This is a genomic window from Roseivirga sp. UBA838 (assembly GCF_002296035.1).
Taxonomy (GTDB): Bacteria; Bacteroidota; Bacteroidia; order Cytophagales; family Cyclobacteriaceae; genus Roseivirga; species Roseivirga thermotolerans.
Genome location: NZ_DBHC01000010.1, coordinates 53,321 through 72,599, shown reverse-complemented (window position 1 = coordinate 72,599; position 19,279 = coordinate 53,321). Strand labels below are relative to the sequence as shown.

The following is a 19,279-nucleotide window of genomic DNA, read 5'->3' as shown; positions in this document are numbered from 1 at the left end:
GTCTAAGTAAAGTTTAGCGGTACTTTCACGGTGGCGCACACCATATTTTCGTTCATATTCTCAATGGTCAGGCTGGCCTGTTCTCCATACAACAGCCGCAGTCTTTCTTTTGAGTTGCTTATACCAATGCCTCTTCTTCGGCCCTTTGTGGCTGCATGAGGCCTCAGCTGGCCGGTGTTTTTCACGTAAATATTTACAAACTCGTGATTCAGTTTTGATTCCACAATTATTTCACCACCATTCGGCAAGTTATTAATGGAGTGTTTAATAGCGTTTTCCACCAGTGTTTGGATTATCATGGGCGGAATCATGGTTTCTTTAGACTGTTTGTCTATGATGAACCTGTACTTGAGCCTTTCCTCCAGCTGTATGGCTTCCAGGTTGAGGTAGTCTTTTACTACCTCCAGTTCTTTTTCTAATGATACCTTTTCGTACTGATCGAATTGAATGGAAAACCTTAGAAGATCGGAGAGGTGGGTAATAGAATCTCTGGCCTTTTCAGAGTCTTCGACCACTAACGATCGAATATTATTGAGGCTGTTGAATATAAAGTGAGGATTAATCTGCGCTTTCAAGGCGTTCAGTTCGGCATCTTTAATAGAAGCCGAGAGTTTCCACTTTTCTATTTCTACCTCCCTGGTTTTCTGTAAATACTGGTAGGCAAAGTACAGGGCAGACCAGCTGATGAAATACACGGCATAGCTACCCACATAACTAATTAGGAACACCAGAATTTTACTGCTAGTAAAGCCTTTTTGAGTAGCCGCTCTGATTTTTTCTAAAGTAGCCTCATCAACTCCTTCCATTTCCGGAATACCCATTACCTTATCCATGGCGCTGGGGTCTACCTTGGCCATTAAAAGAAGAGCGCCTATGAGCGCACCCAAACTAAGAACAGACATTATAGTACCCTGAATTATACTGGCCAGAAAAACCCTGGGTACCAGGCGAGCCACCTTTAATTCTTTCCAGTTTTTGCTTTTTACATACTCTCTGTACAAGTGGCTGGTGAGAACCGATAGCAATATGGTAATGGTATTGACCCCAAAAGCCGTGACAAATGGCAAAAACATAGCCATAGTCATAAAGCTGGTGAGCATGAGACCCGTCCACCCGCCAAACTGTAGAATCCAATACAGTTTATTCTTATTCATAATTCAAAGAAAATACATCTACATCTAAGCCCCCGTGCGAATTGACTGAGTGGTTTTATGCCCTGATTAAATGACAATTATGCCCGCCAGCCTTTTTCTAGACAGGCATATTATTATATCATTACGAATAAGCAAAGACCTTATAAAACAAACAGTTGTACAATAAATCTGGCTAATTTTGAAAATATTATAGGCAAACCGGGCGTTCACCCTTTGAATTGACCGTCTGGATTGTGATAGATTTGCACATAAGTTTATATTAGCAAGTTCAAATTTCACCTAGACTTAGGAAAAGAATACTAAAATGAAAACAAGCGTGGGTCAGATAAAAGCAGGACTATTGGGTTTAATGGTTCTCTGCTCAGCCAGTTCCTGTTCACTTCTCGGTATCGGCAAAAAAGACAATATCAGTGCTGCAACAGGCGAGGAGTATGCTACAAAAAAAGATCTTCTGGGTTACCGCCCGTATGACGACAAAGAACTACCTAACCCTCCGGGAATGGTGTTCATTCAAGGCGGTAGAACTATACTTGGGTCTTTCGAACAAGACTTGTATGGCTCCAGAGACAATATTGAACGTACGGTTACTGTAAACTCGTTCTTTATGGACGAAACGGAGGTAACCAATAGCAACTGGAAGGAATACGTGTGGTTTCAGTACAACCCTCAGCCCCTGTCTCTTCCCAAGAACGTGAGTATACTAGACCCCAACGATGATGATAATCAGAACCTGAGCAACCCTCCTCAGGCATGGATTCCTGACTACACAGGGCCTACTCACAGCAAAAGCAACCCACAGAATTACGAAGACATTATACCAGACGATGATGTTTGGGCCAGTGACTTCTCCTTTAATGACGTGTATTCAGAAAACTACTACAGCAACCCCGGTTTTAATAAATACCCGGTTGTTGGTGTATCGTGGAGACAGGTTGTAGACTATTGCAAATGGAGAACAGACTTTGTAAACCTGAAGCTCATCTTTGAAATGGATTATGATGATCTTCCGGCAGAGTTTCTGGAAGAGTTTCTGGTCAAAGATCAGACTACCGGAGAATATCAATTAGCTATTGGTGGGCAACCTATTGGTACTGTAAATGCTGCAGGCCAGGGTCAGGTAATAGAGATAGCCGATTTTGACGAGTTTCAGCAAGAGGTTGTGGAATACATTAACCTGCCACAAAACAGAAGAAGATTTATTGAAAGAGGTATCTATTTGCCAGACTTTAGACTACCCAATGAAGCCGAGTGGGAGTACGCTGCAAAAGCTACTGTAGGAACGGTTTACCTGGACGAGAACGAAGAGTACGGAAGAATTTACCCTTGGGATGGCCGAGGCGTAAGAAACCCTTACGGTAAAAAGAGAGGCGAATTACTAGCCAACTTCAAAAGAGGCCGTGGTGACTATGCCGGTATTGCCGGAAATGTGAACAACGATGCTTCCGTAATACCCGAGCCGGTGGGCAACAGAGAGCCTAACGATTTTAACTTATTCAATATGGCCGGTAACGTGAGTGAGTGGGTTTTCGACACCTACAGACCTCTTTCGTTTGGCGATTTTGATGACCTGAACCCTGTAAGAAAAGACGGCACCAGTGACCCCGAAACTAATTATGGATGGCAAACTGTAAGAACCCGAGACAGTGTGGCTGCTAACCAAAGCCTTGAGTATAGATCATTGATAAACGACAGAGCAAAAGTTTATAAAGGTGGTTCGTGGAAAGATGTGGCCTACTGGATGGCTCCAGGTACGCGCAGATACTTAGATTTAGACAAAGCCACCAACACCATTGGCTTCCGTTGTGCAATGATTTCGATTGGTACACAACAGCTCGACCAATCGAATGGCATAGTAGGCAAAGTGTTTGGAGGAAGAAAATAGGCTTATACGAAAAAGCATTGCTAAAGGCGGTTTCAACAACCGCCTTTTTTATTACCACATGCTTTAAGTTTACTTAACGCCTGCCATAACGGCCACACTTAATGCCTGGCAAGGCAGTGCCAGAAGAGGTGTAGCGCAAGCCACCAGTGTCGAACCTGTGGTCAGCACATCATCGACCAAAAGCACGCGTTTATTCTTCAGCCGATCTATTTCCTGAACCTCAAAAATTCCTTCAACATCTAAAATTCGGTTCACTTTGCCTTTCTTGGTTTGGCTATCGATATGTTTGGTGCGAATGAGGCCATGTTCAACCACCGGAGTTTTTAATACTTCCGAAAGGCCAATCGCAAAGCAATACGCCTGATTGTACCCTCTTATCTCCTGTTTCTTTGGGTGCAATGGCACCGGAACAATAGCATCAAAAGCATCGGCATAACCGCCTAGAAGCAAATCATGGCCATACCACCGACCCAACATTATACCAATCTCCTGATTATCGTTGTATTTCAAAGCGTGCAATACGTGCTGCATTATACCATTCTTAATAAAGTAAGCATACACCAACACATGGCTGAAAGGCACCAAGCCCATGAACTTTTCCTGAAAAGTATGCCTTTCTAAGGCGTGAGTATTCGTCTTGGGCAGGTTGTAATGACACTTAGGACATATATATTTGCTTCCCTGTGGAAGTGGATCATCACATCCCAAACACAGATTGGGGTAAATGAGAGAAAGAAAATCATTCCAGTATTCCCTGATTTTCATATTCATCCAATTTAATCAAATTAATATGAGTATAGTTCAAGAATTTAATGACTACAGAGCCAAAATGAACGAAAAGATCATGGCGGCCGACAATAAAGTGCTGAAGCGCTTCTTTAATCTGGACACCAACGCCTACGCTGAGGGAGCACTGGATGTAAAAACTAAGGAAATTGTGGGCTTAGCCTGCTCTATGGTGCTTCGTTGCGATGATTGCATCAAATACCATCTGGGGAAATGCCACGAACTCAAGATTACTACTGCCGAAATGTATGAGGCCTTTTCAATTGCCAACTTAATTGGCGGATCAATTGTAATACCGCACCTTAGAAGAGCTGTAGAATACTGGGAAGCACTTCAATCGGAAGAGAATGTATAAGAAGGATCTTGAACTCCATGTAAGGTGGGCAAAGTTAATGGCATCTATACAAGAAGTTATTGGCAAACGCCCTAAAGACCTGAATGGTGTTCTTTTTCTTATTGGGGTACAAGAGTTAGGCCGCGGGCCCTCACAGTTCAGCAAAGAGGAAAAGCAAGACCTTATGCACATAGCTATTTGCAAAGTACTGAGCTACTCAGGATACTATGAGCTGCAAGGTCACGATGCAGACGGCTGGCCACATTGGAAACTCATTAAAAAATTACCCCGGTTCGATCTGCTGGACCAGGAAAAGCTTCTCAAAATGCATGTATTAGAGTATTTTGAGAGAGAATTTGAATTAGTAATACAGGCATGAAAATAATCTCCTACAACGTAAACGGCATTCGAGCTGCTATTAATAAAGGTTTTAAAGAGTGGCTGGCAGAAGCCAACCCGGATATTCTTTGCTTGCAAGAACTAAAGGCCATGCCAGATCAAGTAGAAAACTTCTATGAAGAAATGGGCTACTATATGTACTGGGAAAACGCAGAAAAGAAAGGCTACTCCGGTGTTGCAATTCTTAGCAAAACAAAACCCAACCACGTGGAACATGGCTGTGGAAACGAAACCTATGATAATGAAGGAAGGGTTATTCGAGCCGATTTAAACGACTTCTCTGTAATGTCGGTTTACATGCCCAGTGGAACCAGTGGAGATATTCGACAAGACTTTAAATACCAGTGGCTCGACTTCTTTCAAGATTATGTTGACGATTTAAGAAAGCAAATCCCCAACCTCATTATTAGTGGAGATTACAACATTGCTCATAAGGAAATAGACATTCACAACCCGGTTTCAAACAAAAATTCATCAGGCTTCTTACCTGAAGAGCGTACCTGGTTAACCAAATACGTTGATTCAGGCTTCATTGACACCTTCCGGGTGTTTAATCAAGAACCTCATCAATATTCCTGGTGGAGCTACCGGGCCAATGCCCGGGCCAACAACAAAGGCTGGCGTATCGACTACCATATGGCTACCTCACCATTAAAGGATCGATTGAAAAATGCCTATATAATGCCCGAGGCCAAGCATTCAGACCATTGTCCTATTGTACTGGAAATAGACTAAACACAAAGTTTATTTGCCTGTTTATCAATTGTTTTACAATCCTTTAGAAACTATTTGCGTAATTAAGGTAGGCTAACGCATAATGCTTATGGGTTCTAATGAGTCCTTGATAAGACAGTTAAACGATTACAAGAGAAAATACTATAAGAATAAAGCCATTAGAGGTAGTTTTATTCTAATCGGCATTCTGTTACTATCTTTTCTACTAATTAATACCATTGAGTTTTCTGCACACCTCTCAAAAACAGGCCGTGCCCTACTTTTTTACGGATTTGTGTTTGGCGCATTGGTAGCATTTATTGTCTTGGTATTCAGGCACTTGTTGTCCATGTTCAATCATAAACAACAAATGAGCAATGAAGAGGCTGCCATTCAAATTGGTAAGTTCTTTCCGGAGGTTTCCGATAAATTGCTCAATGTAATCCAGCTAGAAAAACTAAGCGACAAACAAAGTGATCTGTTGGTGGCGAGTATTCAGCAAAAAAGCCAACAGATTCAAAAATTCCCTTTCGCCAGTGCCATCGATCTTTCGGCCAATAAGAAGTATCTCAAATACAGCTTTTTACCTGCTACTGTCTTAATACTACTGCTCATTTTTGTTCCGCAGTTCATTACCGAAAGTTCTACGCGCATCATTAGCTACAGTAGCGATTTTATACCAGAGGCTCCATTCAACATTTTTATAGACCGAGATGCCCTTACAGGCTATAAAGACGAACCCTTTACCGTTCGTGTGAAGACAGAGGGAAGAGCCGTTCCACAAGACTTATTCATAAGGCTTAACGGCCGAAAAATCAAAACAATTAAAACAGGTCCCGGCTTGTTCGAATATGAAATCAATCGCTTGCAAAACAATACATCTTTTGTAGTTGAAGCAGAAGGTGTAGTATCGCCCACCTATACCGTAAAAGCCTTTGCCCGACCTAGTCTCTCTTTATTCCACATTGAGTTGGATTATCCAGACTATACCCGCATAGCCAATGAGTCGGTTAAAAACTCCGGAAACCTCACCATACCAGAAGGCACAATAGCCACGTGGAACATTTCTGCAGCAAATGCCAATGGTGTAAATCTCTTTTTTGAGTCAGCCTCCAAAACATTGCAGGCGCAGAAAAAATCAGGGCAGCAGTTTGTGGCCGAAGATAAGCTTAAGCTTTCAGGAGCTTACTCTATCAGACTTTTCAACGAACACAGTACCAACAAAGACTCCTTAAAATTTCAGATTGAGGTAATTAAAGATCGCAACCCTGAAATCGTACTGGATCAGTATCAAGACACTGTTCTTTACCGCAACATTGTCTTAGGTGGCAAAATTGAAGATGATTATGGCTTTTCTTCTCTAGCCCTTTTTTATAGCTACGATGGAGAAAATTATGAAACGGAAGAGGTATCGTTCAACCCTGCCACACTCGATCAATCCTACTATCATATTTTTAAGCTTGATACGGCAAAAGTAAAGGCCGGAGCTGAGCTTACTTATTATATGCAAGTGTCTGACAATGATGGAGTTAATGGCTATAAATCATCTAAATCTGCTGCTTATACCTTTAAAATTCCATCTAAAGAAGAGTTAGAAGAAGACATAGAAAGGTCGAGTCAGGCTATTCAACAATCCATTGACAACACCCTTAAAGAAGCTGAGGAGCTGAACAGAAAAATTCAGCAAGCTGACGAAAGGTTAAAGACCAAAAAAGAGATGGATTGGCAAGACGAAAAGCTAATGCAGGAAATTCTTGAACAAAAGGAAAAGCTTGCCAATAAAGTTGAGGAACTGAAAAAGGAAAATCGACTCAATAATCAAAAACTCGATCAATTCAATCCTCAAAGTGAAGAGATAAAGCAAAAAATGGAGCAGCTTCAGGAAATCATGAACAATGTGCTCGATGAAGAAACCAAAAAGCTCTATGACGAATTACGTCAGTTGTTAGAAGAACAGTCTGATATTGAGGAGTTTAGAGAAAAAATGGAAGAATTGCAGCAAAATAGCGGCAATTTGGAAGAAGACCTGGAGAGAACTCTGGAACTCTTTAAAAAGCTTCAGTTTGAAATGACATTGGATGAAACACTGGAGCAGCTTGACGAAGCCATTCAAGACCAGCAACAGCTACAGAAAAAAACGGAAGAGTCTTCTAAAACCGAAGAAGAATTGGCCCAGGAACAGAAGCAAGAAAAAGAAGACATCGACAAACTCAAAGAGCAAATAGACAAGCTCAATGAGATTAACAAGAATCGTAAAAATCCGGACGATCTGCCCAAAGATGCCCGCGAGCAGTTAGAGGAAATACAGCAAGACCAGCAAGATGCGCAAGATGCCCTGGAGATGGACGAAAAGAATTCTGAAGATGGTCAGAGCCCTCAGCAACGGGCCGTAAAGTCGCAGCAACGGGCAGGCGAGAAGATGCAGCAGCTCAAGCAAAGTTTGGAGTCTGTTCAAAGCAATATGCAAATGGAGCAGCAAATGGAAAATATGGACAACCTCCGCGATCTTGTAGATAATCTGGTTACCCTTTCCTTTAACCAGGAAGAGCTAATGGAATCTTTCAAAGAAATAAGAGAGGGCGACCCTCGAGTTGTTAAGCTCGGACAAGAACAACTTAAACTAAAAGATGATTCGCAAATTATTCAAGACAGCCTTGTTGCCCTTTCTCAACGCGTTTTTCAGATATCCTCCTTCATAATGAAAGAGCTTTCCGAAATGAATCGTCAAATGGATGGTGCCATAGAATCACTCAAGGAGAAACGCATCAACGAAGTAATCGGTAAACAACAGTTTACCATGACCTCCATAAACAACCTTGCCTTATTGCTCGATGATGTATTGCAGCAGATGCAACAGCAAATGGCTAGTCAAATGAGTAATGGCCAGGGCAAAGATCAAAAGAACAAACCTCAGCCAGGAGGTCTATCGGAACTTCAAAAACAGCTAAGCCAACAAATTAAAGACCTGAAAGGAAGTGGAAAAAGTGGCAGAGAGCTATCGGAAGAACTAGCTCGTATGGCTGCTCAGCAGGAACGACTAAGAAATGCGCTCGAAAACTTTGAAACAGGCATGGACGGAAATAAATTAGGCGAAAAAATTGAGAAGCTTGTTGAACAAATGGAGCAAAACGAATGGGACCTCATCAATAAAAATATCACTGATGAGACCATTGAACGTCAGCAAGAGATACTTACAAGGCTTCTGGATGCGGAAAACTCCATGCGAGAGAGGGGAGAAGATGATGAGCGTGAGGCCAAGACAGCGCGCGATTTCGAGCTATCAATTCCACCTTCACTCAACGAATATCTAAAAGCCAAAGAAAAAGAAATTGAACTATTAAGGACAATTCCGGCAAAGCTCAATCCATATTACAAGAAAGAAACCAATAAATACTTCAAACGGATCAAAGAAAAGAACTGAGTTCATTGCATGAAGCACATAAGTATCGAAATACCCTCTCTCGTTGAGAACATTCGTATTGTAGAGAGTTTTATAGACAACGCTAAGGAAAAGTACCATCTAACAGACGATGTGTATGGCAACATTATGATAGCCGTAGTAGAATCGGTAAATAATGCCATTCTCCATGGTAACAAAACCGATAAGACAAAGAATGTGCGACTTAGCGCCAATCTTCTCGAAGGACAAGTAATCTTCTCCATTACCGATGAAGGCCCTGGTTTTGATCACAAAAACCTACCAGACCCCACAGCACCTGAAAACCTCGAGAAAGTAGGAGGCCGGGGAATATTTATAATGAAAAACCTGGCTGATGAGATTCAATTCAAAGATGAGGGGCGTACAGTGGAGTTAACCTTTTATCTCGACTAACACTATGCCAGGTGAAATCAACTTCTTCACTGAAGACATTTCTTACACCCTTAAGCATAAGACCAAGTTGCGTCAGTGGATACATTCCATTGTACAATCGGAAAATCGAGCTATCGAAGAAATCAACTACATCTTTTGTTCTGATAACTATTTACTGAACATTAATAGGCAATACCTCAATCACGACTACTACACAGACATTATCACGTTTGACAACACAGACGACTATGATCCAGGGCTGTGTTCAGATATATATATATCGATCGATCGTGTAAAGGATAATGCCAGACAACACCAATCCAACTTCTCCACAGAACTACACCGTGTAATGATCCACGGTATACTCCACCTATTAGGACAAGGCGACAAAACTCCTGAGCAAAAACAGGCCATGAGAAAAAGAGAAGAAGCTTGCTTATCTTTGCTCCATATTTAAAACATTAGTGTTCCACGTGAAACTTTAAGTCTTCAAATACACTTATTGTTCCACGTGGAACAGTTGGTTATAGAAAGCATATGTATCCTAAATACGATGTCATAGTAGTTGGTGCCGGTCATGCAGGTTGTGAAGCAGCACATGCTGCCGCAACAATGGGTTCTAAGGTTCTGGTTATAACCATGAACATGAACACAATTGCCCAAATGTCTTGTAACCCGGCAATGGGGGGAGTGGCTAAAGGTCAGATTGTACGTGAAATAGATGCCCTTGGTGGTATGTCCGGAATAATCTCGGACAAGTCTATGATTCAGTTTCGAATGCTCAACAAGTCCAAAGGGCCTGCCATGTGGAGTCCTCGAACTCAAAACGACAGGATGCGATTTGCAGAGGAATGGCGACTTGCCCTTGAACGCAACCCAAACGTAGACTTTTGGCAGGAAATGGTCACCGGAATCACCACGTCTGGTGATCGTGTAACCGGAGTTACCACAGGGATGGGCATACAGTTTGAGGCCCAAGCTGTAATCCTAACCTCCGGAACATTTCTCAACGGTATCATCCATATAGGAGAAAAACAGTTTGGTGGTGGCCGAACAGGTGAAGCAGCCTCTAAAGGCATAACCGAACAATTGGTAAACCTTGGTTTTGAAGCCGGACGAATGAAAACAGGAACGCCACCTCGTGTAGATGGCCGATCGCTCAATTACCAGTTGATGGAAGAACAAGCCGGAGATGAAAAGCCTGAAAAGTTCTCTTTTAGTGATGAAACCAGTCCTTTGCAACAACAAAGAAGCTGTTACATCACCTATACCAACCCTCAAGTTCATGAAATACTGGAAAAAGGTTTCGACCGATCACCAATGTTCAATGGCCGTATTCAGGGATTAGGTCCAAGATATTGTCCATCTATTGAAGACAAAATCAACCGTTTTGCTGAACGTAATCGACATCAAATATTTGTTGAGCCGGAAGGATGGAACACGGTTGAAATCTATGTCAACGGATTCTCAACCTCGCTACCCGAAGATGTGCAGTATGAGGCTATTCGCAAAATACCGGGTTTCGAGCAAGTCAAAATGTTCAGACCTGGCTATGCCATAGAATACGACTTCTTTCCACCAACCCAATTGAGCCAGACTCTTGAAACTAAACTCGTGGAAAACCTCTTCTTTGCCGGTCAAATCAACGGTACCACCGGTTACGAAGAAGCCGCATGTCAAGGACTCATTGCCGGTATAAACGCGCATCAAAAAGTCACTCAGCAGCCGGAATTTATACTTTCACGGTCTGAGGCATATATAGGTGTGCTTATAGATGACCTGATTAACAAAGGGACCAATGAACCTTACCGAATGTTTACCAGCAGGGCCGAACACCGGATTCTACTACGCCAAGACAACGCGGATCTCAGACTTACAAAAAAAGGATACGACATAGGCCTGGCTAGTGAAAAACGCTTCGAGCAAATGCGTGAAAAACAACGGCAACTCAACCTGCTCATTAATGACCTTCAACAGAAAAAAGTAGATCCAGAACTGGCCAATCCTATGCTAGAAGCACATGGTACGGCAGGTATTCAACACCGCACTACTTTGAATAAATTAGTTAAGAGACCCCAGCTTGATATTAATCACCTAAAAGAAATTGGTCCTGACTATGCCAACTACCTCAATAAGTATGATGAGAAAATAATTGAGTCGGCAGATATACACATCAAATACGAAGACTACATTGATAAGGAAATGAAACTGGCTCAAAAAATGGCTGAGCTCGAAGATTTAAAAATTTCTACGTCAATCGATTTCTCCCAGATTCCGGCACTTTCTGCAGAGGGCAGGGAAAAGCTCAATAAAATTAGACCTTCTACATTAGGTCAGGCTTCGAGAATAAGTGGAGTGTCACCAGCCGACATATCTGTACTAATGGTTTATATGGGAAGATAGCAGACGGTGGAAGAAATTAGAGATTGCCTTATTTGTGGTTCAAACTCGCTGGAAGACCACCAGTCGGTCAAAGACCATTTCGGTACCCAAGAGGTGTTCCAATTGCAGGGTTGCAGGCAGTGCCACACTCTCTTTACCAATCCCAGACCAGAAGAGAATAATATTATAAAATACTATAAATCAGGTAGTTATATATCTCATGGAGACAAAATCAATAGTCTGTTCAATAGATTATACAATCTTATTCAGTCACAAAACTTAAAATACAAGCAACGCATAGTAGAGAAATACTCTTTTAAAGGAAAGCTACTTGACTATGGCTGTGGTGTGGGTTCATTCCTTCAACACATGAGCCAAAAGGGGTGGGAGGTAACAGGAGTAGAACCGGATGAGCAAGCCAGAAAGATTAGCACAAGCAGGGACCTTCCGGTTAAAGAGCTAAATCAAATCGAGGATTGTTTCAACTGTATTTCCCTTTTTCATGTATTAGAACATGTGCACTCACTCAATGAAACCTTGGAGCAACTATGCACTTTGCTCGATAGAAATGGCATCCTGATTCTTGCCCTCCCCAATTATAAAAGCTACGATGCCCAACACTATCAACAATTTTGGGCAGGCTATGACGTACCCAGACATTTGTATCATTTCTCCCAAAAAAGTATTACTCATCTAGCCAAAAAGTTTGGTTTAAATATTGTGGCCACCCACCCGTTGTATTTCGATAGCTACTATGTGAGTTTGTTGAGCGAAAAATATAAAGGAAGCAAGTTCCCCATAGCACCGGCCGCGGTACAAGGATTTATATCCAACCAAAAGGCCAAACGAAACAAAGAATATAGCAGTTTAATCTACATTTTGAGTAAATGAGAGGTATAGTCCTATTTATCATAGCCATTGCAGTTTTTGGGTGTGCCAACGTGAGTACTCCCTCAGGAGGACCAGAAGATCACACACCACCCAAGCTCATTTCCTCCACTCCAACTACCGGGCAAACACAGTTTAAAGGACAAACCATACTTCTAACCTTTGATGAGTGGGTAACTACACAAAACATAGAATCTAATTTAATAATAACCCCCAGAATAACCGGCAGCTTCAGGGCAAGGGTAAAGAAAAACGAGGTAGAGCTTTATTTCTTTGAACCCTTTAAAGACAATACCACATACTCTATCTCTTTTGGTAAGACCATAAAAGACATTACCAACAACAACCCCGTAGACAATCTAAACATCAGTTTCAGCACCGGAGATTATATCGACTCTCTCAGCATAAGTGGAAACATTAAATACCTATACACGCAGGAACCCATGGAAAACGCTCTTGTTTCGCTTTTTCCTTCCTCAGATACCACCAATATATTGAATGGTGTGGCCTCTTATTTTGCACTCACTGATTCCACAGGCAACTACACCTTCAATAATCTGCCCTCAGGTAAATACCGTATATATGCCACCAATGATAAAAACAACAATAATAAGGCAGATTCAAAAAACGAACGATACGGTTTTTTTCCTGACACGCTAAATCTCCAAAGCCCTTTAGAAAATATAAATTTTACGGTCCAAAACCTGAATACCTCCGACCTCCGCAGACTCTCGGCCAGGCACTATGCCAGCTATTTCGATATTACTTTCAGTAAACCCATTACGGACTTCCGCATAGAGAATGACGACAACTTTTACTATCAGCCCCAAGGGCCCGAGAAAATAAGATTCTATCGGTACGAACAGAATTTTAACGATACAGTACCTCTCATATATACCGCAAAAGACTCCCTCAACAATACTCTACGCGATACTGTGAAACTATACTTCACACAGTCAAAACTCGAAAAGACAGCCTTCTCCGTTAACACTGTTCCGGAAAAACCCAATGTAGTAAAAGGCACTCAGCTAACTCTTGCGTTTAGCAAACCTATTTTGGAATTGCGTGCTGATAGTCTTATCCTTCAACTAGATTCTACTAGAACCATTCCCCTCAACAGCCAAGATTTTCAATTCAACCCGTACAAGACGGAACTGTATACCAACCTTATTCTAGGTGATTATATGAGTAATGCCAACCCCGAATTAAAATTTGCAGCAGGCAAAGGGAGTTTCATATCCATAGACCAAGATACCTCCAAACAATACACTCAAACGTTCAAGTTTATACCCGAATCAGAATTGGCATCAATCTCAGGTCAGGTCCTAACAAACAAACCAAACATCATTGTACAGCTCCTAAATGCCACCACACTAAAAATACTTAAGCAGAGCTACAACAAAAATTACAGCTTCACACAATTGCCTCCCGGACGATACATGATACGAGTTATTGAAGATGTGAATGGCAACGGACTTTTCGATATTGGTAATTTACTCACCAATACCCCACCTGAACCCGTTCATTTCTATTACGACAATTACTACCAAACCAAAGTAATAGAAGTCCGAAAAAACTGGGCAACAACAGATACTAACATCAACTTTTAGTTGTGAATAACTATGGATAAGTCTGTGGATTCCCCACTCACTATCCCCAACAAGTCGCCAATTAGTACCCAAAAGAGATATCAACAGTCTCCATTCACATAATATCCATAACTCATTCACATCCCTCAGAGTTAATGCTCAATATCCACAAAATGCCTACGTTATCAACAGTTAGCAATAAGATGTTATCTATCAGTAACTTAAAAAAGCTGCTTGTGTGAATAACCATGAACTCATCAACGTTTCATACACCTTTTCATTTCTTCCACATGGATAACTCACTTATCCACTTTTACACAGCCCTAATAGAAATGATAAAAAATTATTTAATATTTAATTTAATATATAAGGCATGTTGAAAGTGTTGATAAACCCCAGACGTTTCGGACTTACCACCCTAGTCGCACTTGGCTTTGCTGCAGCCCTATTTGCTCAGTCTACCAACCCCATACAATTGGCCGAAGAATATTTGCAGCAAGGCGAGGTGGAAAAAGCAAAAGCTGAATTTGAAAAGCTGGCTCGTAACCGTCAGATTTTACCGCTTATCCACGATAGCTATTTCAATCTACTCCTTTCCGAAAAGTCTTTCGATGAAGCCGAGAAATACCTCAAGTATGCCATCAGGCAACTGCCCAATGATTTTAACTATGAAGTAGACATGGCGGTACTATATCGGACCATGAAATTAGAAGATCAGGCCGACAAACACCTGGATCAACTAATAGAGGAAATTGCAAAGGACAGCGATGAACGACAAAAGCGAAACAATATTCGAATACTCGCACAAATGCTTTTTCAGAAAGATTTTAGAGAAAAAGCCATTAAAACCTATGAAGTAGGCAGAAAGGTATTTGGAGATAGCGACATGTTTGCTCTTGATTTGGCAACGGTATACAGGGTCATGGGTGAGAAAGAGAAAATGATACGAGAGTACCTTCATTTTTCTAAAACTCAACCCACCAGTGTGGGATTTGTGAAAAACTCTCTTCAGCGGTACTTGGAAGAACCTGAAGACATGGATTTGTTGGAAGGAGTACTTTATGAGTTTATTCAGGAAGAAGCAGGAAACCCAGTGTACAATGAATTGTTAATCTGGACCCACCTTCAGCAAAAAAATTTTTCGGCCGCTCTGCGGCAAGCCAGAGCCTTAGACAGAAGATTGGACAATCGTGCCCATAACATTTTGAATGTGGGCATAATTGCCTATGAGAACAAAGACTATAAAAATGCTGCTAAAGCATTTGAGTATATCATTGCCGATTTCAAAGAAAGCCCGAATTTTCGGCTTGCCCAACGCTACTCATTACTTGCAGAAGAAGAAGTTATAAAACAGTCGTATCCTGTAGATACAATGAGAGTACGGCAACTTATTGGTAAGTATCAAAGCTTTAAAGAAGAATCCAAAGACCTCTTTACGGCTCTGGAAGCTCAGCGCAGAATAGCCCTTCTCCAGGCTTTTCAGCTTAATAAAATTGACACAGCAATAGCCACACTTACCGAACTGGTTCAACAACCCATTGGTAAGCACAGGATTCTGGCTGAGGCAAAAATGGATCTGGCCGATATTTATTTACTCGATCAACAGCCATGGGAGTCAATCCTCTTGTATGGTCAGGTAGAGCGAATGTTCAAAGACGAACCCCTTGGCTATATGGCGAAACTAAAAAGTGCCAAGCTATCATACTTCAAAGGAGAATTCGAACTCGCTCAAAGCCATTTAGATATACTCAAGCTAGCCACTTCCAGAGAAATTGCCAACGATGCATTAGATCTCAGCATACTTATTAAAAACAATACCGTTTTTGATTCCACCGATGTGGTGATGCAAGATTATGCCAATGTGGAACTAATGATCTTTCAAAACCAGAGAACGGAAGCTTTGGCAGCTATGGACTCCATGCTGGCTAAATATGACAGGCATTCGATAACCGATGAGGTGTTGATGCTTAAAGCTCAAACGCTTAGACAGTTAGGTGAATTTGAGCAAGCCTTAAATGCCCTCCGGCTCATTAATGAAAAATACTCTTACGATATACTAGCCGATGATGCCCTATATCTTACGGGTGTGATTTTAGAAGAAGACCTGAAAAAAAGTGATGAGGCTATGAAAGTGTACAATGACTTGCTCACCAGATTCAAAGGCAGTATCTATGTGGCCGAAGCGAGGAATCGATTTAGAACGCTTCGAGGCGATTTTAACAATTAAGATACCAGAGTGGCATATTCATTCAATAACCTCAGAGTAGGCAAAAAATTCAAATTGACCAATTTTGGGGAGCAATATGAATTTGAAATACTGGAAATAATGGCAGACGGAGACTGTCTGTTGAAGGATATAAATACGCTAGAAAAATACAGGCTTTACACGTTGATAAGCTTTGGAAAAGGGGCTGACTTCAATGTAGAATCTCTCTAATCTTCAATTATTCTTTTATTAATTCTATTTTGTCGTTGGGTTGACTTAAATAAGTTTTGCTATCTTACATACCCTGATTTTTCAGGTACCCTTCAACCAAACAGTTTATCATTCATGCCAATGAAGCGGCTACATATCGCTATCGTTATTTTTTGCCTTTTATTCTCCATCGATGCCAAGTCTCAAACCGAGCAGCAGATTAAGAATGAACTGGAAAAGCGAGGTATAAATACCTATGAAGAAGTTCAGGCTGAACTGAGAAAACGAGGAATGACCGAAGCCGATGCAAGACGACAAGCCAGACTTTACGGAATCAATTACGATGAATACCTCAAAAAATACATTCTAGCCAAAGCCAATCAGGAAGAAGCCTTAGAACCGGTGACCAGCATAACCTTGGATACGGTTGACTATACTACAGAACTTACCGATGAGGCCAATCAAATTATTCCTCAAGACACGCTTAAAATTAAAGAACCACAAGGCTTACCCTATTTCGGCTACGATATTTTTACAAATAACCCTTATGCCAACCAGCAAGCCCTGGTGGGAAACATAGATCCTGGCTACATTATAGGTCCGGGAGATGAACTGAGAGTTTATTTATGGGGCGAGGCAGAGTTTCAATTCGAGGGGAAAGTAGATATTAATGGAAACCTGTTTATACCTAACGTGGGTCAGGTGTTCGTATCTGGAGTTACATACCAGAGTCTCCATGAACGACTAAATCAATACCTTTCCAGGTTTTATTCCGGTCTGGTGAAATCTCCACCAGCCATATTTCTTGATGTTTCACTCACCAAACTAAGACCCATTCGGGTAATGGTAATGGGCGAATCAAAGAATCCCGGCTCATTAATGATCAACTCATTTGCCACAACACTCAACTCCATTTATGCCTCCGGTGGTATTAAAACCACCGGCTCGTTGAGAGAAGTAAAAGTTTTTAGAAACAATAGGTTCATTTCTACCATAGACCTCTATGACTACCTAATAAAAGGGGCTGTTTCGGAAGATATTCGCCTAATGAGTAACGATGTTATATTCATTCAGAGTAGAATGAATGCCATTTCAATTGAGGGAGAGGTAAATCGTGAAGGAATCTATGAGCTCAAGGGCAATGAAGGACTCATAGACCTAATTGGCTTTGCCGGTGGTTTAAAACCTACAGCCCACACACAGTCCGTAACTATTAAGCGAATAAGGCCTTTGCTAGGCCGTTCAAAAGACAACTCTTTCGATCGGGAAATTATTACGATCAATTATAATGACTTGCTCTTGGAAGGGGTGAATTTCAGGTTGCAGGATGGTGATCAGATACTCTTCGATAAAGTGCTGGATAAGTTTGACAACATGGTAACCATTGCCGGATCCGTATTCAGGCCGGGAGACTATCAGTATACAGAAGGAATGTCTGTGGCAGATCTTATTGGAACGGCTGGTGGGCTAAGACCCAATACCTATTTCGAAAAAGTAGATCTCTTCAGGCGCGATCGTAGCGGAGAACTCAGGTTCCTTTCTTTAAACCTTACTGAGGTGTTAGGCGAAGGCTCACAACCCAACTTCCAGCTTCAACCCGATGACTCGCTGAAAGTATACAATACCCAGGAGCTCAAAACCCTGGAAACCGTTTCTATAGAAGGCTTCTTATCCAAACCGAAAACCGTTCTATGGAGAGAGAACCTTTCACTTTATGATCTCATTTTTATGTCTGCCAATGTAGAAGACCTTGAGTATAAAAATCGAATTCTTACCAGCCGAGCAGATTTGTTGCGCTATCAGGAAGGAAAGACAGAGTATCAGGTGATACCATTTAATCTTGATGAGGTTTTAGATAAAAAATTCAATGCAGTGTTAAAGCCCAGAGATCGGGTAATTCTGTACAGTCGAGATATCAATGAGGTGCTCGACAGCTACGTTACCATTCGAGGAGCCGTTAAGAACGAAGGTCGCTATGCGCTAACAGATGATATGACGGTTGAAGATCTGATCCTTCAAGCAGGCGGTTTTGTCCGCACGGCATTTAGAGATTCGGTAACGGTGAGCCGCGAAAATTTTGATTTTTCAGGCAATATGATCGCTCAGGTGCGAAGAGTACCCACAAACATGGACTATCTGTTGGGAGCAACTACTAAACCAAACGGATCTTACATTTTACAGCACAACGATAATATTACAGTAGACCTCATTCCGGGTTCTTCGGAGTCCAGAGAAGTAAAGTTGAGTGGTGAGATAAAGTTTCCGGGAAACTACTTTCTGAGAAGTAAAGAAGAAACACTCAAGGAGGTAATTACCCGAGCCGGTGGTATATCACCAAATGCCTATTTGCCCGGTGCAAAGTTCTACAGAGATGGTAAACAACTTGCCCTTTCTATAGATGACCTGATGACCAAACAAAATGAAGCATTCAATATTGTACTTCAACCCAATGATAGTATTTATATTCCAGAGTCGTTTTATACCGTGAAAGTAGAAGGAGAAGTAGCCAACCCATCCCTTCAAAAATACCAGCTCAACCAGGGAGTAAAGGCATATATCAGAAACGCAGGCGGTAGAACAAAGAATGCACACAAGATCTATATAACCTCGTCCAATGGGTTTACCAGAAAAGTGGGCTGGCTGAGCAACCCCAAAGTTCTTGACGGAAGCATCATTACCGTTTCGGCCAAACCACCCAAAAAGGAGAGAGAACCGGGCAAGTTTCTCGAGAATTTCGGAACACTGGCCGCCATTATCAGCTCCACACTTACTACCATTTATCTGGTGGAGCGACTCAACTAAGCCCGTCATATCCACAAGCCTGTTAAAGAAATTCGGCTTCTTGAGAAAAAATAGTATGCATGCATAACAAATTTTTTCTAACTTCGTAACCCTTCAAGGAGAATATGAAGAGAGAAGAAACA

Annotated in this window: 15 protein-coding genes; 13 read left to right on the top strand and 2 right to left on the bottom strand. The window is 41.6% G+C overall.

Going from position 1 to position 19,279, the window contains the following annotated elements:
* Positions 1–2: 2 nt before the first annotated feature.
* Complete coding sequence (locus B3O12_RS03125; RefSeq protein ID WP_189628809.1) at positions 3–1,154, bottom strand: sensor histidine kinase; 1,152 nt, start codon at positions 1,152–1,154, stop codon at positions 3–5.
* A gap of 304 nt (positions 1,155–1,458) precedes the next feature.
* On the opposite strand from B3O12_RS03125, the gene B3O12_RS03120 reads away from it, so the two are divergent.
* The gene (locus B3O12_RS03120) at positions 1,459–3,036 is read left to right on the top strand and encodes an SUMF1/EgtB/PvdO family nonheme iron enzyme (RefSeq protein ID WP_189628808.1); all 1,578 of its coding nucleotides are present in this window, start codon (positions 1,459–1,461) and stop codon (positions 3,034–3,036) included.
* A 69-nt stretch (positions 3,037–3,105) separates the two neighbouring features.
* Here the strand turns inward: B3O12_RS03120 and B3O12_RS03115 are convergent, their stop codons facing one another.
* Positions 3,106–3,801 (bottom strand): ComF family protein, encoded by a 696-nt coding sequence (locus B3O12_RS03115; RefSeq protein ID WP_286744682.1) that lies wholly within the window; start codon positions 3,799–3,801, stop codon positions 3,106–3,108.
* A gap of 25 nt (positions 3,802–3,826) precedes the next feature.
* Here B3O12_RS03115 and B3O12_RS03110 point away from each other — a divergent pair, with 25 nt between their 5' ends.
* The 12 genes from B3O12_RS03110 to B3O12_RS03055 all read left to right on the top strand — a co-directional run bounded on the left by B3O12_RS03110 (position 3,827) and on the right by B3O12_RS03055 (position 19,157).
* Entirely contained in the window at positions 3,827–4,177 is a 351-nt protein-coding gene (locus tag B3O12_RS03110) for a carboxymuconolactone decarboxylase family protein (RefSeq protein WP_189628806.1), read from the top strand.
* Complete coding sequence (locus B3O12_RS03105) at positions 4,170–4,535, top strand: hypothetical protein (RefSeq protein ID WP_189628805.1); 366 nt, start codon at positions 4,170–4,172, stop codon at positions 4,533–4,535. The genes B3O12_RS03110 and B3O12_RS03105 overlap by 8 nt, the downstream gene beginning before the upstream one ends.
* Entirely contained in the window at positions 4,532–5,290 is a 759-nt protein-coding gene (locus B3O12_RS03100; protein ID WP_286755266.1) for an exodeoxyribonuclease III, read from the top strand. The genes B3O12_RS03105 and B3O12_RS03100 overlap by 4 nt, the downstream gene beginning before the upstream one ends.
* 106 nt (positions 5,291–5,396) lie before the next feature.
* On the top strand, positions 5,397–8,690 hold the full coding sequence (locus B3O12_RS03095; RefSeq protein ID WP_286755265.1) for a DUF4175 family protein: 3,294 nt from the start codon (positions 5,397–5,399) through the stop codon (positions 8,688–8,690).
* Between the two features lie 9 nt (positions 8,691–8,699).
* Positions 8,700–9,101 carry an ATP-binding protein gene (locus B3O12_RS03090; protein ID WP_189628802.1) on the top strand — a complete coding sequence of 134 codons (402 nt, stop codon included), beginning with the start codon at positions 8,700–8,702 and terminating at the stop codon, positions 9,099–9,101.
* Positions 9,102–9,105: 4 nt separating this feature from the next.
* Positions 9,106–9,537: an rRNA maturation RNase YbeY gene (gene ybeY / locus B3O12_RS03085; RefSeq protein WP_286755264.1), complete on the top strand. Its 432-nt coding sequence runs from the start codon at positions 9,106–9,108 to the stop codon at positions 9,535–9,537.
* A gap of 80 nt (positions 9,538–9,617) precedes the next feature.
* Positions 9,618–11,483 carry a tRNA uridine-5-carboxymethylaminomethyl(34) synthesis enzyme MnmG gene (gene mnmG / locus B3O12_RS03080; RefSeq protein WP_286755262.1) on the top strand — a complete coding sequence of 622 codons (1,866 nt, stop codon included), beginning with the start codon at positions 9,618–9,620 and terminating at the stop codon, positions 11,481–11,483.
* A gap of 6 nt (positions 11,484–11,489) precedes the next feature.
* Positions 11,490–12,353, top strand: coding sequence for a class I SAM-dependent methyltransferase (locus B3O12_RS03075; protein ID WP_286755261.1), 864 nt, complete (start codon positions 11,490–11,492; stop codon positions 12,351–12,353).
* Complete coding sequence (locus tag B3O12_RS03070; RefSeq protein WP_286755260.1) at positions 12,350–13,960, top strand: Ig-like domain-containing protein; 1,611 nt, start codon at positions 12,350–12,352, stop codon at positions 13,958–13,960. The genes B3O12_RS03075 and B3O12_RS03070 overlap by 4 nt, the downstream gene beginning before the upstream one ends.
* Before the next feature lie 352 nt (positions 13,961–14,312).
* Positions 14,313–16,166 (top strand): tetratricopeptide repeat protein, encoded by a 1,854-nt coding sequence (locus tag B3O12_RS03065; protein ID WP_286755258.1) that lies wholly within the window; start codon positions 14,313–14,315, stop codon positions 16,164–16,166.
* 9 nt (positions 16,167–16,175) lie between these two features.
* Positions 16,176–16,376: a hypothetical protein gene (locus tag B3O12_RS03060; protein WP_189628796.1), complete on the top strand. Its 201-nt coding sequence runs from the start codon at positions 16,176–16,178 to the stop codon at positions 16,374–16,376.
* 120 nt (positions 16,377–16,496) lie between these two features.
* Complete coding sequence (locus tag B3O12_RS03055) at positions 16,497–19,157, top strand: SLBB domain-containing protein (RefSeq protein WP_286755257.1); 2,661 nt, start codon at positions 16,497–16,499, stop codon at positions 19,155–19,157.
* The last annotated feature ends 122 nt before the right edge of the window (positions 19,158–19,279 follow it).